The organism is Pseudomonas extremaustralis (assembly GCF_900102035.1).
Lineage (GTDB): Bacteria > Pseudomonadota > Gammaproteobacteria > Pseudomonadales > Pseudomonadaceae > Aquipseudomonas > Aquipseudomonas extremaustralis.
This window is the reverse complement of record NZ_LT629689.1, coordinates 2,377,775-2,392,251: the sequence shown is the minus strand read 5'-3', so window position 1 is coordinate 2,392,251 and position 14,477 is coordinate 2,377,775. Positions and strand designations below refer to the sequence as shown.

Here is a 14,477-nt window from a genome sequence, read left to right as displayed (position 1 = left end):
TACCCGTCTGCACCGACCGGCCCCAGGACAAAAACAATGAAAACCCTACCGCCTGTCCACCGCATTGCCCTGTTGTTCAACGGCAGCAAAATCTACGATCGCGGCATTATTGCCGGCATCGGCAATTACCTGAGTAGCACCCGCGCGTCCTGGGATTTGTTCTTGGAGGAAGATTTCCTGTGTCGCCTCAAAGGCATCGAACGTTGGCAGGGCGATGGCATCATTGCTGACTTCGACGACCCGCTGATCGGCGAGGCGCTGGCCGGTAGCAAGCTGCCGGTGGTGGCGGTGGGCGGCTCTTATGCGGATGCGGGCGCCTATCCCCAGGGCATCCCCTACGTGGCCACCGACAACCATGCCTTGATGAAGCTGGCGTATGAGCATTTGATCGAGGCCGGCCTGACCCGTTTTGCCTGTTTCAGCCTGCCGCCGGCCCAGGCCAATCGCTGGGCCCAAGAGCGCGAAAAGGCCTTCAAGCACCTGTTGCAACGCGACGGATTGCCCGTGGAGGTGTATCGCGGCCTGGGCACCAGCGCGCCGTTGTGGGACAGCGCGGTGGAGCAGCAGATCGCCTGGCTGCACAGCCTGCCCAAGCCCATCGGCATCATCGCCGTCACCGACGCCCGTGCCCGGCAATTGCTGCAGGCCTGCCTCACCGCCGGGATTGCGGTGCCGGAAGAAGTGGCGCTGATCGGCATCGACAATGACCCGCTGACCCGCACCCTCACGCGGGTGCCGTTGAGCTCGGTGATCCAGGGCACGGAAACCATGGGCCGCACCGCCGCCGCGCTGCTGCATCAGATGCTGCACGGCAAACCCTGCGCCGGCACGCAGATCCTAGTGCCGCCGGATGCAATCAATGTGCAGGCTTCCAGCCTGCATCAACCCTTGGGCAATCCCTATGTGATGCAGGCGCTGCTGTTTATCCGCCAGTACGCCTGCCAGGGCATCAAGACAGCCCAGGTGGCGGCTTATGTCGGCGTGTCGCGCTCATCCCTGGAATCTCACTTTCGCAAGGAGCGCGGGTGCAGCGTGCATGACGAGATCCTGCGCTTCAAACTCGCCGCCGCCGCCAAGGGCCTGGAAAACCATGCCCTGGCGATTGCCGAGGTGGCGCAGCAGTGCGGCTTCACGTCGGCGCAGTACCTGCATACGGTGTTCCGCCGCGAATTTGGTTGTACGCCGCGGGAATACCAGCAAGGCGTGGTCTAGAACACCGCCTTGACCTGCAACCCCAGCACCAGCGCATTGTCGATGTCCTGCCCGGAAAACGCCCCCGGCTCGATGATGTATTGCACATCTGGGCGCAGGTTCAGCCAGGGCGTGGCCTGGTAGCCGTAGCTGAGTTCGATCAACTGTTCGGCATTGCTCAGGTTGGGATAGTCCGCCCCGGCGTTGAACGCGGCCAGTTCCTGCACATCGCGGCTGCGTGGGTTCTGCACGGCGCGGCCGTAACCCAGGGCGAGGGTGTCCCGTGGTCGGCCTTCGAGCGGTTTGTACAGCACCATGCCGGCGCCATACCACTTGCTGAACGGCGAAGCGGCCTCGCTTGCGGCGGAGTATTGGCCGAAGGCGTGCAGCACACGACCTGCCGACGCGCTGGACGCCCAGACCGCCTGGTCGATCAGCAGGTAGTGGCCGCCGCGTCCGCTGACCTTCTCGTTGCTGCCGATGCGTTTGGCGTCGGAGCTGTCGTAGTAATAGCCCAGCTTGTATTCACCCGGCAGTGTGCCGGCCTGTTTGTACACCAGCTCGATGGGGACCACGGTGCCGGTGGTGTGCTTGGGGCTTAGCTTCCAGGCGCGACTGGAGTTGCCATTGCTCTCCGGGTCCACGTTGAAGGCCGCCACGCGCAGTTGCCAGGACGGCGAAAAGTCGTATTTCACCCGCGCGCCCAGCCGCGCATTCGGGTAGTTGGTCCAGCCGCTGCCGCCGGACATGTTCAGCGGATGCCCGCAGAAACCGGCGTTCATGAAGTTGCACAGGATGCCGCTGTCGAGGCCGCCAAGGTCATTGCCCATGGCCATGTAGCCGAGCTTGAGGTTCAGCGCGGGGGTGAACAGCGTGCGCTCGTAGCTCAATTCGGTGAGGCGGGTGTAGATGCCACCGTAGTTTTCCTGGATCGGCAGGCGGTTGCCCACCAAGTCTTCGGAGGCGCTGTTGCCGCGTCGGTCGTTGATGGTCAGCTGGATACGGTCGCCGTTGTTCAGGCCATACAGCTTGCCCAGGTCGAACTGTACGCCGAGCTTGATGTTTTGCGAGTAGCGCGCCGAACGGTGCTGGCCGCCGTGGGCGTTGTAGGCGGTTTCGCCGCTGTAGTCGCCGGTGAAGCGTAGGCCTTGGTCGTCGAGCGCGCGGCGCAGGCCGCCCCAGTCGCCGGTCAAGGTGGTGTCGTCGGCGTAGGCGGGCAGGGCGACGCCGAAAGCCAGGCCCAACAGCAGGCGTCCAACGAGGCTGTTGGGGAAACAGTGAGCAGCAGGGTTCATGCGGGGTCTTCCAAAAAACGCAACGCGCGGTACGGGGGTACCGCGCGCAGGGAGAGGTTATGGCAGGGCGTAGGCGATCACGTAGTCGCCACGGTCGGTGGACTGACGCGCACCGCCGGCGGTGATGACGATGTACTGCTTGCCGGTTTTCGGCGACACGTAGGTCATCGGGCCACCCTGGCTGCCGACGGGCAGGCGGGCTTTCCAGATTTCTTCGCCGTTGCCGCTGTTGAAGGCGCGCAGGTAGAAGTCCTGGGTGCCGGCGATAAAGATCAGGCCGCCCTGGGTCGACAGGGTGCCGCCGAGGGTTGGCAGGCCGATCTTGATCGGCAGGTGCATGCGGATGCCCAGGGGGCCGGTGTCTTCCACGGTACCGACCGGCACTTGCCAGGCGATCTGCTGGGTTTTCATGTCGATGGCGGTGAGGGTGCCGAACGGCGGCGCCTGGCACGGAATGCCGGCCACCGACAGGAAGCGGTTTTTGTTCACCGCATACGGCGTGCCCTTGAGCGGCACCGCGCCCATGCCGGTGTTCAGCGCTTCGCCACCGGACGTGGCCTGGGCCTTGTTCTGCGAGGGAATCATCTGGATCCACAGGCCAAGGCGCATGTCGTTGACGAAGATAAAACCGTGCACCGGGTCAGTGGAAAGACTGCCCCAGTTCATGCCGCCCAGGGAGCCGGGGAAACTCAGGGATTTGTCGGTACCCGGCGCGGTGTAGAGACCGTCGTAGCGCATGCCTTTGAAGTCGATGCGGCATAGCAACTGGTCGTATGGCGTGGCACCCCACATGTCCGATTCGGTCAGGGTCTGCGCGCCGATCTGCGGCATGCCCACGGATCTTGGCTGGGTTGGCGAGTAGGGTTCGTTGGGGATGTTGGCGGCCTTGACCGGGACTTCCTTGACGTCAGTGAGCGGCTGGCCGGTGGCGCGGTCGAGCACGTAGATCTGCCCGGCCTTGGTGCCGATCACCAGCGCCGCGACGGCCTTGTCGCTGCCCGGTGGGGTGAAGTCGATCAGGCTCGGTTGCATCGGCAGGTCGAAGTCCCACAGGTCGTTGTGGACCGTCTGGTAGACCCATTTTTCCGCACCGGTGGAGGCGTCCAGCGCCAGTACGGAGGCGCCGTATTTGTGGTTGAGCTGGGTGCGTTCCACGCCATAGATGTCGGTGGACGAGCTGCCCATCGGCAGGAAAACCGTGTTCATCAGCGGGTCGTAGGACATCGGCGCCCAGCTGTTGGGCGTGCTGCGCACATAGGTGCTGCCGTCCGCCGGGGCTTTTTTGTCATCCGGGTTGCCGGGGTCGAAGGCCCAGCGCATCTGCCCGCTGATCACGTCGAAGCCACGGATCACGCCGCCGGGCATGTCGGTCTGGACGTTATCGGCGACGCGACCGCCGACAACCACGGTGGTGCCGGCGATCAGCGGGGCGGAGGAGAGTTGGTAGTAGCTGTCCGGGACGTCACCCAGGCCGGCTTTCAGATCCACCTGGCCGTGGGTGCCGAAGTCTTCGCAGAATTTGCCGGTGTCGGCATCCACTGCGATCAGGCGTGCATCGATGGTGTTGGTCAGCAAGCGCCGTTGGCACTGCGCACCAGCGGGCACGCTGGCGGCGATGATCGGTGAGCTGTTCGGTCGGGTCGGCTGGGTGATCGGCGCGGTGGCGTCGAAATACGCCATGCCCCGGCAACGCTGCCAAACCGCCGACTTGGCGTTGATGTTGTTCTTCCACAACTCTTTGCCGGTGTTGGCGTCGAGGGCGATCAGGTTGTTATGGGGCGTGCAGATAAACACCTTGTTGCCGATCTGCAGGGGCGTGAGTTGGTCTTCGGCGCCGTTGCCGTCGCTGAGGGCTACGTCGCCGGTATGGTAGGTCCACGCTACCTTGAGTTTGTCGACGTTGGCGCGATTGATCTGGTCCAGCGCGGCGAAACGGCTACCGCCTTCGGTGTTGCCGTAGTGGGCCCAGTCTTTCTGCGCATCGGCCGCTGCCACCGGCGTGATGCCAGGGCCGTTGCCGGTTGGCGCGACGCTGGGGTGAGCGACGAACATATTGCCTGCCGCCACCGCCACGCCCACTGCCAATACCGCAGCGACGCCATAGGCACCGCGCGCGGGCTTGCCGGCCAGCAGCGGATACACCAGCGCCACTACCAGACCAATCACCGCGAACATGAACAGCCGCGAAAACAGCGGCCAGAACACCAGCCCCACATCCGCCACCGCCCAAATGGCCGTGCCCGCCAGGAACGCCGCGAACAGCCACGCCCCCGCAGTGTTGCGCCGGGCAATCAGCAGGCCGGCCAGCGCCATGGCCACGCCGCCGATCAGGAAGTACCAAGAACCGCCCAGGCTGACCAGTCTGACGCCGCCAACGGCCAGCGCGAGGCCGAGCAGGGCGATGATGACGCCCAGGCCCAGCAGGAGGAATCTTGAGGCGCCAGTGGCGCGCGATGCTCGTTTCATATCGACAGGACTCGAAGGTGAGAGGGCAAAGACGCGATTTTAGCAACATAAGTAACCGGTTAGTACATTTTGATCGGCAATAGATTCTTACCGATACAGTGAAAATCGCGGACAGCAAAAAGCCGCTTGCCCGGTGAACAGGCAAGCGGCTTCTTTTCAGGCGCGATCAACGAAACGCGGGCACGACCTGTTCGATAAACAACGCCAGGGATTTTTTCTTCTCGGCATGGGGCAGGCTGTTGTCGCACCAGAAGCTGAACTCATCCACGCCCAGTTCCTGGTAGTACTTGATGCGCGGGATGATTTCTGCGGCGGTGCCGATCATCGCGGTCTTGTGCAGGCTGTCCAGTTCGAACTCCGGGCGGCCGGCGAATTTTTCTTCCGGGCTTGGCGCCAGGAAGCCATTGACCGGCACTTCCTTGTTGCCGAACCAGGCGTCGAAGGTGCGATAGAACTTGGAGATCGCCTTGGCCCCAACTTTCCAGCCTTCGGGGTCGTCGACGGCGTGCACGTGGGTGTGGCGCAGCACCATCAGTTGCGGGCGCGGCACGCCGGGGTTGTTGTCCAGGGCGGTCTGGAATTTGTTTTTCAGGTCCAGGACTTCTTCGTCGCCCTTCATCAGCGGCGTGACCATTACGTTGCAGCCGTTGGCCACCGCGAAGTTGTGGGAGTCCGGGTCGCGGGCGGCGATCCACATCGGCGGGTTGGGTTTCTGTACGGGCTTGGGCACGCTGGTGGAGGTGGGGAATTTCCAGATGTCGCCGTCATGGGCGTAGTCGCCTTGCCACAATGCGCGCACCACCGGGACCATCTCGCGCAGCGCCTGGCCGCCGCTGGCCGCGGGCATGCCGCCGGCCATGCGGTCGAATTCCACCTGGTAGGCGCCACGGGCCAGGCCGACTTCCATGCGGCCGTTGCTGATCACGTCGAGCAAGGCGCATTCGCCCGCCACCCGCAGTGGGTGCCAGAACGGCGCGATGATGGTGCCGGCGCCCAGGTGGATCGTGGTGGTCTTGGCCGCGAGGTAAGCCAGCAACGGCATCGGGCTTGGCGAGATGGTGTATTCCATGGCGTGGTGTTCGCCAATCCATACGGTGCTGAAGCCACCGGCTTCGGCCATCAGGGTCAATTCGGTCAAGTCTTCGAACAACTGGCGGTGGCTGATGCTCTCGTCCCAACGTTCCATGTGTACGAACAGGGAAAACTTCATGACGCTTACCTCGGATCTATTGTGATCGGCCGGTCGACCGCGGGCCCTTAAGTGCTCACGCCGTTGTGAAGCTTGCTGGTAATGACAGCTGTTCGGCGGATTGATTGTTGGTATACCATAATATGGAATATCCGCAAAACTTTTCTCTCCAACGGTTACACCCTCACCTGACAAGGAAGGCGAGTCCGATGAACATAAAACAAAAATTGATCCTGGCCTTTGCAGCGATCGCCAGCCTACCGGTGATTCTGGTGGCGGTGTTGATCATCCTCAACGTGCGCCATGAGGCCCGGGACAGTTTTATCGACAGCAGCGGGCGCGAGATCCGCCAGGTCGACAATGCCATGCAGCTGTTTTTCGAAGGCATCAGCCAGAACGTCGCCTATCTGGCTGCGCACCCGCAGTTGCAGGCGATCGATGCCGATGTGAAACGTTACCTGAGCGGCGATGCCGCGCAAATCGCCCCCGGCGCGCGCGACCAGCAATTGTTCGCGCTGTTCGAGGGCCTGGCCAAGAGTCATTCGGCCTACACCTACCTGTCCCTGGGCACCGAAGACGGCGGCTACGTGTTCTGGCCCGGCGACCCCAAGCTGGCCAACTACGATCCGCGCACGCGGCCCTGGTACAAGACGGCCATGGCGCAACCGGGCAAGACCCTGCGCACCGAAGCCTATTACTGGGCCGCTGACAATGTGGTGCTGGTCAGCACCGTGCAGAGCTTCAACGACCGCCAGGGCAAGGCGAGCGGGGTGGTGAACATCGACGTGTCGCTCAAGCAGCTCACCGATCTGGTCAAGCAGATCAAGCTCGGCGAAAGCGGCTACCTGATGCTGATGGAAGCCAACAACACCGTGCTGGTGGACCCGAGCGACCCCTCCCACAACTTTAAGAAGCTCGGCGAGTTGGGCGACGGCTATCGGCAGTTGAGCGAAGCCGGCCAAGGCCTGGTGCAAGTGGAACTGGGCGGCGAGCGCTACATGGCGCTGGTGTGGCCGTCCGAGGCCTTGGGCTGGCGGTTTGTCGGGCTGGTGCGCGAGAGCGAGGTGATGGCCGGCGCGGCACGCCTGACTTGGCTGATTGCAGCCATCGCGTTGGTGTGTGGCGTGTTGTTTGCGGTGGCGGGCGCCGGGTTTGCCGGGCTGATCGTCAAACCGATCCGCGGCGTGGCCAGCGGCCTGGAAGGCATCGCCCAGGGCGAGGGCGACCTGACCGCACGCCTGGAGGTGAAAGGCCGCGATGAGACGGCGCAACTGGCCGGCTGGTTCAACCAGTTCCTCGAAGCGATTCGCACCCTGATCCAGCGCATCGGCGAGGCGGCCGGGCAGATCCACAGCAGCTCCGCCAGTGCCACCGAAGTCTCGGTGGAAATGGCCGACGTCGCCGAGCGCCAGCGCGAAGCGGTGGACATGGTCTCCACGGCGTTCCATGAAATGGTCGCCACCTCCAACGAAGTCGCGCGCTCCTGCAGCCAGGCCGCCGACTCGGCTGACAATGGCCAGCGCCAGGCCCGCACCGGTCAGCAGCAGATCGACGCGGCGGTGAGCAGTGTGGGGCGCTTGAGCGAAGAAATCGGCCATTCCGCCGAGGCCATGGAGCAACTGGAAAAGGACAGCAATGACATCCAGTCGATCCTCGGCACCATCCGCTCCATCGCCGAGCAGACCAACCTGCTGGCGCTGAACGCCGCCATCGAAGCCGCCCGTGCCGGTGAGCAGGGCCGTGGCTTTGCCGTGGTGGCGGACGAGGTGCGCGCCCTGGCCAAGCGCACGTCGGATTCCACCGGCGAAATCGACGGGCTGCTCGGCAACCTGGCGCGGCGCACGCACCAGATGGGCAAGCAGATGCATGCCAGCCTGGAGGTGTCCCAGGAAACGGTGGTGTCAATCAATGACGCCCGCGCAAGCTTCGGCTTGATCCGTGAGTCGGTGGACGTGATCCGCGACATGAACACGCAAATCGCCACCGCCGCCGAAGAACAGCACCAGGTGGCCGAAGACATCAACCGGCATATCAGCCAGATTCACGGGGATGCGCAGTTGGTGGCGAGCCTGGCCGACGCCACGCGCGGGGATGCGCAGCAATTGACGGCGTTGTCGCAGACGTTGAATCAACTGGTCAGCCGCTTCCGCACCTGACCTTGTGGGAGGGGGCTTGCCCCCTCCCACATGATTGGCTGTGTGGCCTAGGCCGGCATGGGCAATGCGCCCATCTTGCCGTGGCAATACACCAGTGGCCCGGCGTTCTGCTGGGGCACGATCAGGTTCTTCACCGAGCCGACCATGATCGCGTGGTCGCCGCCTTCGTATTCGCGCCACAACTCGCACTCGATCACCGCCGTGGCATTGGCCAGGATCGGGTTGCCCAACTCGCTCAACGTCCATTCGATGCCTTGGGCCTTGTCCTTGCCTTTGCGCGCGAAGGCATAGGCTTCGGTTTGCTGCCCACCGGACAGGACGTGGATGGCAAAGCGTTTGTTCTTGATCAGCACCGGGTACGAGTCCGAACTGTAGTTGGGGCAGAACAGCACCAGCGCCGGGTCCATCGACAATGAACTGAAGGCGCTGGCGGTCAGCCCGACGATTTGCCCGTCGTCATCGAGGGTGGTGATCACAGTGACCCCGGACGGAAACGAACCCATCACTTGTTTGTAGATAGCGGCGTCGATCATGGGGCGGTCCTCTTGGGGCGGTAGCGTGGTTTTTATAGGTTTGTAGGTCTGATGGTATACCGTAATACAAACCTTGCAACTGCTTTTTCAGTGGCCCGATGAACGTCAATCCAGGGTCTTTCAATCAATAAATACGGGGATTATGCGGAGAAATGGCAATGTGCCATGTGGCACAATACCGGATCAGATGAGCGCCAGGATTACGGATCAGTCTTGTGAAAATGTTGGAATACCATAATATGGTGTTCATCTGAGGGGCCGTCGTAGAGCGCCCCCGGTGTGGCGTCAAACAACTATAAGATCAGACAAACTCGAGTTCATTTCCATGCCCCAGATGTCCCGGCAAGACCCCCTGATCGAACATCACACGGTCGATTACGTCCCCCTCGCAGAGCGCCATGGAAAGGCCCGCGACCTGTTCACCTTATGGTTCAGCACCAACATCGCACCGCTGCCCATCGTCACCGGCGCCATGGTGGCCCAGGTGTTCCATCTCAACCTGGCGTGGGGGTTGTTGGCGATTGTCCTCGGGCACTCGCTCGGCGGCATCGTGATAGCCCTCGCTTCGGCCCAGGGCCCGCGCATGGGCATTCCGCAGATGGTCCAGAGCAGGGGCCAGTTCGGCCGCTATGGCGCGCTGCTGATCGTGTTCTTCGCAGCGCTGATCTACATCGGCTTTTTCATTTCCAATATCGTCCTGGCCGGCAAGTCCATCGTCGGCATCGTGCCGTCGGTCCCGGTGCCGGCGAGCATCCTGATCGGCGCGCTGAGTGCCACGGCCATCGGCGTGATCGGTTACCGCTTCATCCATACCTTGAACCGCATCGGCACCTGGGTGATGGGCAGCGCGTTGCTTGCTGGTTTTGTCTACATCTTCGCCCACGACCTGCCGGCGGACTTCCTCAGCCGTGGCGGTTTCAACGCGGCGGGCTGGTTGGCCACCGTGTCCCTGGGGGTGATCTGGCAGATCAGCTTTTCGCCCTACACCAGTGATTATTCGCGCTACTTGCCGGCGGACATCGGCATCGCCCGGCCATTCATCGCCACCTACCTGGGGGCGACGCTGGGCACGATTTTGTCCTTCGCGTTTGGCCTGGTCGCGGCACTGGCCACCCCCGAAGGCACCGAAGCCATGCTCGCGGTCAAGCAAGCCACCGGCTGGCTGGGGCCGATCCTGATGGTGCTGTTCCTGCTCAATATCATCAGCCATAACGCTCTGAATCTGTACGGCGCGGTGTTGTCGATCATCACCTCGATCCAAACCTTCGCCAGCCAGTGGACGCCGAGCATCAAGGTGCGCGTGGGGTTGTCGGGTGTGGTTCTTTTCGGTTGCTGCGTGGTGGCGCTGGGCGCGTCCGCGGACTTCATCTCGCAGTTCATCGGGCTGGTGCTTGCGCTGTTGCTGGTGCTGGTGCCGTGGGCGTCGATCAACTTGATCGACTTCTATGTCATCAAGCGCGGGGTGTATGACATTGCCTCGATTTTCCAGGCGGATGGCGGGGTGTATGGGCGTTTCAACGGGCATGCGATCGTGGCGTACTTCATCGGCATCATCGTGCAGTTGCCGTTCGCCAATACCTCCCTGTATGTGGGGCCGTGGGCCAACCTGGTGGACGGCGCGGATTTGTCCTGGCTGGTGGGGTTGGTGGTGACGTGCCCGCTGTATTACTGCCTGGCGACGCGTCAGCGCACACAGGCAGTCAGGGCGGGGCGGTTGGGCTATACCGACTGAACAGGTTTTTCTGGCGAGAGCGCTGCGCTGATCCTGGTTTTGCGCGTCATCGTTAACGCTCCTCGCGGGCAAGCTCCGCTCCTACAGCGACCGCGCTATCTGTAGGAGCGAGCTTGCTCGCGAAAAACCTGAGAGCGCCACGTTGATCCTGGTTTTACGCGTGATCGGCAAGCCCCACCCCACCAAACTCCTCCAACGCATCCCGCAACGCGCCCTCGAAGTATTCCTTCGAGGCGCGGTCCCAGAGGATGTGGAACGCCGGCGCATCCACGCTGCCCGAGTGGATGACGATGGCGTTGAGGCGTGCCACCGATGTCTGCGCTACCGCCCCCGGCTTGAACGCCGGAAAACTGAGATCGACGCCGCACAGCTTGGCCATCACCCGTGCAATCACCGCGCCGCTGAGCAGTACGCAGGCGTGGCTGTCCTGGCGCGGCAGCAGGTAGTTGGCGCGGTGGTCGAGTTCCCAGCGTGCTTCTTCATCGGCGATGCGCTGGCCTTGATCCGCCGGGCTGCCCAGTAGCAGGTATTCGTTCTGTGACAGGCGCGCCACCCAGCCGCCGTCCGCTTGCGCAGTCGCTCGGTTGGGCGCGTCGGGCAGGGTAAAGCCACGGGCGCTGAGGTAATCGGCGCTTTGCGTGCCGCGAAAGCCGACCCGGGGCAGGTCGATCAGGCGGCAGGCCGGCGTGAGCAAATCGTGGGTTTTCAGACTGGTCATGGCTTAACCCTCCTGGCGTTGGTTGGCGGGATCGAAGAACGGCAACTGCACCACCTCGGCCTGGACGACGATGCCGCCCTCGACGCGAATCGGAATGCGTTGCCCCGGTGTGCTCTGGTCGATCCCCGCATAGGCCAGGCCGATGATCCGGCCCAGGCTGGTGGAGTATTCGCACGAGGTGACGTTGCCGCTGATGTCCGGGCCGTTGAGCACCAAGTGGCCTTCCAGCGGTTGCACGCTGCCCTTTGGCAACGTGAAGCCGACCAGTTTGCGTTTGAGCGGTTGGGCTTCGAGGATGTCCACCGAGCGGCGGCCGACGAAGAACGGTTTGTTGCGGCTGACCGCCCAGCCCATGTCGATTTCCGCCGGGTGGGTCATGCCGTCGGTGTCCTGGCTGATGATCACGTGGCCTTTTTCCAGGCGCAGCAGGCGCTGGGTTTCGACGCCGAAGGGGCGAATGTCGAAGGCTTTACCGGCGGCCATCAACGCATCCCACAACGCCAGGCCATGCCGGGCGGCCACGTGGATTTCATACCCCAGCTCGCCGACGAAACCGACCCGCAGCAAGCGCGCCTTGATCCCTGCCACCGTGCCCTGGCGCACACCCAGGTACGGGAAGCCCTCGGCGCTCAGGTCGAGGTCGCTGCACAGCTGTTCCAGCACCTTGCGCGAATCCGGCCCGGCCACGTTCACCGCACAGATCGCGGCGGTGACGTTGGTCACGTCCACATCCAGGCGCCATTGCGCGTTCCACTTGAGCATTTGTTGGTAGATACGGTCGACGCCGCTGGTGGTGGCGGTGACGTAGAAGTGTTTGTCGGCCAGCCGCGCGCACACGCCGTCGTCGATCACCACCCCGTGTTCATTGGTCATCAGCGCATAACGCGAACGACCCACCGGCTGCTTGAGAAACGCGAAGGTGTACATCCGGTTGAGCAGTTCGGCGGCATCCGGGCCGCGCACGTCCAGGCCGCCGAGGGTCGACACATCGATCAGCCCGACCTTGTTGCGCACATGCAGGGCTTCGGCCTGCATACATGCATCGCGGTCCTCGGCCTTGCCGTAATAGGCCGGGCGTTGCCAGATGCCGGCGGGCATCATCTTCGCCCCGGCCTGCACATGCCGCGCATGCATCGGCGTCTGCCGGTAAGGGTCGAAGGCACGCCCGGCGACGTGGGCGAGTTTCTCCGCCACGAACGGCGGCCGTGCGGTGGTGACCCCGGTTTCGCTGATGTTGCGCTGGGTCGCCCAGGCCACCAGGCGTGCGGTCGGCAACGCCGAGTGGCGGCCCTGGGACGGGCCCATGCCCACGGTGGAGTAGCGTTTGACCAACTGCACATCGCGGTAGCCGATGCGGGTGGCGTTGACGATATCCGCCACTTGCAGGTCTTCGTCGAAGTCGACGAAATCCTTGCCCTTGGGGTGTGGAAAGATCGGCCAGTTGAAGTTGACCTGGGCTTCGGCGCGCAGCGCGGTACGCACGACGGCCGGGCTCAAGCCAAGGGCGAGGGCGATGTCGTGGGCAGCGTTGTTCGCGTCCGCCAGCACATTGTCCAACTGGTGCCGACCATGGACCGAACCGGCCACGCTGAGGTTCTGCGGCAGGCCGCTGAGGCTGAATTCCGCACGCGGGTCCTCATAGGCCAGTTTGCCGCCGGCCTGGCACAGCAGTTGGTACACCGGCATATAGCCAGCCGACATGCACAGCAGGTCGCAGTCGATCACCTGCCCGCTGTCGCTGACTTGGCCTTGGCCGGTGATCTGGCGCACATCGACCGCCTTTACATGGCGCATACCTTTTTCGTGCAGGGCCTCGAACACGGTGCTGTTGGTCAGGCAACGGATCTTGCGCTGGGCCAGCGCGCCGGGCAGCGCCTTGTCGGCGCAGGCATGGCGCAGGTCGATGACGGCGGCGACGTCCACGCCCTGGTCATGCAGGTCGAGGGCGGCGAGGTAACCGTCGTCGTTGCCGGTGAGCACCACTGCGCGTTTGCCGGGCTTGACCGCATAGAGTTTCATCAGGCGTTGCGCGGCACTGGTCAGCATCACCCCCGGCAGGTCGTTGTTGCGAAAGATCACCGGTTGGTCGAACGAGCCGCTGCACACCAGGCACTGCTGCGCGCGCACCTTGTACATGCGCTTGCCCTGGATTACCGGCAGGTAGTTGTCGGTGAACCAGGCGTTGCACGTCGCCTCGGTCAGCACCTGGATATTCGTGTGGTGCTGCACCGCGTCGAGCAATTCACGGCGCAAGGTATCGGCGCGGGTCCCGGCGATGTCGAAGCGCGCGTAGGTCAGCGAGCCGCCGAGGACCGGCTGTTGTTCGATCAGCAGCACCTTGGCCCCGGCGTTGGCGGCGGTCAGCGCCGCCTGCAAACCGGCGGGGCCGGCACCGATGACGGCGAGGTCGGTGAACAGGTAGGCCTTGTCGTAGTACTCGGGCTGGAACTTCAGGTCGAGCACGCCCAGGCCGGCCTTTTTGCGGATGATCGGCTCCCAGACTTTCCACATGCCCTTGGGCTTGTAGAACGAGCGGTAATAGAAGCCCACCGGCATGAATTTGGAGAACTTGCCCATATAGGCGTCGCGGTCGTGGTCCAGCGTGCCGTTGACGTTCTGCGCGGTCACCGCCAGGCCGTGGGTCAGCGCGTGGGCATCGGCCAGCACGTTGGGTTCCTGGGGTAACTGCACCAGGCTGTTGGCGTCCTGGCCGGCCATGCTCAGCGGCCCGCGTGGGCGGTGGTATTTGAACGAGCGCGACATCAGAAAGCGCCCATTGGCGAGCAAGGCACTGGCGATGCTGTCGCCCTGCAAGCCCTGGTAGGGCTGGCCATCGAAACTGAACTCGAGCGGTTGATCGCGGTGGATCAGCAGGCCCATGGGGGCGGGGAGGCGGTTCATCCGGCGATCTCCTGGGTGGCGTTGAAGTCGACGCGGTGGGTGAACAGTTCCTTGGGATCGAAGGTGCGCAGGATCTCGTCGGTAACGGTGTGGCGCTCGGCGAGGAACCAGTAGCTGGACGGCGTGTGCATCCACCATTCGCGCACGACGCCGGCGAGATTGTCGGTGTTGAACACATAGTCGGCCCATTCGGCGTCGCTGCAGTTGACCGGATCGGGCATGGGCTTGAGCTCGCCGCCGTAGGTGAACTCGCTGATATTGCGCGGCCCGTTGAGCGGGCAAATCATGATTTTCAT

At 63.4% G+C, this 14,477-nt stretch carries 10 protein-coding genes and 1 pseudogene; 4 read left to right on the top strand and 7 right to left on the bottom strand.

Going from position 1 to position 14,477, the window contains the following annotated elements:
• Positions 1-36: 36 nt before the first annotated feature.
• On the top strand, positions 37-1,212 hold the full coding sequence (locus tag BLR63_RS10875; protein WP_010566643.1) for a XylR family transcriptional regulator: 1,176 nt from the start codon (positions 37-39) through the stop codon (positions 1,210-1,212).
• On the opposite strand, the gene BLR63_RS10870 is transcribed toward BLR63_RS10875, so the two are convergent.
• The 3 genes from BLR63_RS10870 to BLR63_RS10860 all read right to left on the bottom strand — a co-directional run bounded on the left by BLR63_RS10870 (position 1,209) and on the right by BLR63_RS10860 (position 6,162).
• The gene (locus BLR63_RS10870; protein ID WP_010566644.1) at positions 1,209-2,486 is read right to left on the bottom strand and encodes a carbohydrate porin; all 1,278 of its coding nucleotides are present in this window, start codon (positions 2,484-2,486) and stop codon (positions 1,209-1,211) included. The genes BLR63_RS10875 and BLR63_RS10870 overlap by 4 nt on opposite strands.
• A gap of 57 nt (positions 2,487-2,543) precedes the next feature.
• Complete coding sequence (locus BLR63_RS10865) at positions 2,544-4,952, bottom strand: glucose/quinate/shikimate family membrane-bound PQQ-dependent dehydrogenase (protein ID WP_010566645.1); 2,409 nt, start codon at positions 4,950-4,952, stop codon at positions 2,544-2,546.
• Positions 4,953-5,118: 166 nt separating this feature from the next.
• A complete protein-coding gene (locus BLR63_RS10860) occupies positions 5,119-6,162 on the bottom strand; it encodes an LLM class flavin-dependent oxidoreductase (protein ID WP_010566646.1) in 1,044 nt (347 codons plus the stop codon).
• 122 nt (positions 6,163-6,284) lie between these two features.
• Here BLR63_RS10860 and BLR63_RS32335 point away from each other — a divergent pair.
• Positions 6,285-7,391 (top strand): annotated as a pseudogene (locus tag BLR63_RS32335) (cache domain-containing protein); the annotation flags it as partial.
• A 138-nt stretch (positions 7,392-7,529) separates the two neighbouring features.
• A complete protein-coding gene (locus BLR63_RS32330) occupies positions 7,530-8,297 on the top strand; it encodes a methyl-accepting chemotaxis protein (protein WP_374048343.1) in 768 nt (255 codons plus the stop codon).
• A gap of 47 nt (positions 8,298-8,344) precedes the next feature.
• Here BLR63_RS32330 and BLR63_RS10850 read toward each other — a convergent pair whose 3' ends face one another.
• Positions 8,345-8,830, bottom strand: coding sequence for a flavin reductase family protein (locus BLR63_RS10850; protein ID WP_010566648.1), 486 nt, complete (start codon positions 8,828-8,830; stop codon positions 8,345-8,347).
• Between the two features lie 325 nt (positions 8,831-9,155).
• On the opposite strand from BLR63_RS10850, the gene BLR63_RS10845 reads away from it, so the two are divergent.
• The gene (locus tag BLR63_RS10845; protein WP_010566649.1) at positions 9,156-10,562 is read left to right on the top strand and encodes a purine-cytosine permease family protein; all 1,407 of its coding nucleotides are present in this window, start codon (positions 9,156-9,158) and stop codon (positions 10,560-10,562) included.
• A 154-nt stretch (positions 10,563-10,716) separates the two neighbouring features.
• On the opposite strand, the gene BLR63_RS10840 is transcribed toward BLR63_RS10845, so the two are convergent.
• From BLR63_RS10840 to BLR63_RS10830, 3 genes are read right to left on the bottom strand one after another with little or no spacing between them, the layout of a single operon-like run.
• The gene (locus BLR63_RS10840) at positions 10,717-11,280 is read right to left on the bottom strand and encodes an aminomethyltransferase family protein (protein ID WP_010566650.1); all 564 of its coding nucleotides are present in this window, start codon (positions 11,278-11,280) and stop codon (positions 10,717-10,719) included.
• Positions 11,281-11,283: 3 nt separating this feature from the next.
• A complete protein-coding gene (locus tag BLR63_RS10835; protein WP_010566651.1) occupies positions 11,284-14,181 on the bottom strand; it encodes a 2Fe-2S iron-sulfur cluster-binding protein in 2,898 nt (965 codons plus the stop codon).
• Positions 14,178-14,477, bottom strand: a complete 300-nt coding sequence (locus BLR63_RS10830; protein WP_010566652.1) for a sarcosine oxidase subunit delta — start codon at positions 14,475-14,477, stop codon at positions 14,178-14,180. The genes BLR63_RS10835 and BLR63_RS10830 overlap by 4 nt, the downstream gene beginning before the upstream one ends.

Bases quoted from the DNA above. Each gene is read 5' to 3' on its own strand.
- BLR63_RS10875 (WP_010566643.1), top strand. From the start codon at position 37: ATGAAAACCCTACCGCCTGTCCACCGCATTGCCCTGTTGTTCAACGGC.
- BLR63_RS10870 (WP_010566644.1), bottom strand. From the start codon at position 2,486: ATGAACCCTGCTGCTCACTGTTTCCCCAACAGCCTCGTTGGACGCCTG.
- BLR63_RS10865 (WP_010566645.1), bottom strand. From the start codon at position 4,952: ATGAAACGAGCATCGCGCGCCACTGGCGCCTCAAGATTCCTCCTGCTG.
- BLR63_RS10860 (WP_010566646.1), bottom strand. From the start codon at position 6,162: ATGAAGTTTTCCCTGTTCGTACACATGGAACGTTGGGACGAGAGCATC.
- BLR63_RS32330 (WP_374048343.1), top strand. From the start codon at position 7,530: ATGGCCGACGTCGCCGAGCGCCAGCGCGAAGCGGTGGACATGGTCTCC.
- BLR63_RS10850 (WP_010566648.1), bottom strand. From the start codon at position 8,830: ATGATCGACGCCGCTATCTACAAACAAGTGATGGGTTCGTTTCCGTCC.
- BLR63_RS10845 (WP_010566649.1), top strand. From the start codon at position 9,156: ATGCCCCAGATGTCCCGGCAAGACCCCCTGATCGAACATCACACGGTC.
- BLR63_RS10840 (WP_010566650.1), bottom strand. From the start codon at position 11,280: ATGACCAGTCTGAAAACCCACGATTTGCTCACGCCGGCCTGCCGCCTG.
- BLR63_RS10835 (WP_010566651.1), bottom strand. From the start codon at position 14,181: ATGAACCGCCTCCCCGCCCCCATGGGCCTGCTGATCCACCGCGATCAA.
- BLR63_RS10830 (WP_010566652.1), bottom strand. From the start codon at position 14,477: ATGAAAATCATGATTTGCCCGCTCAACGGGCCGCGCAATATCAGCGAG.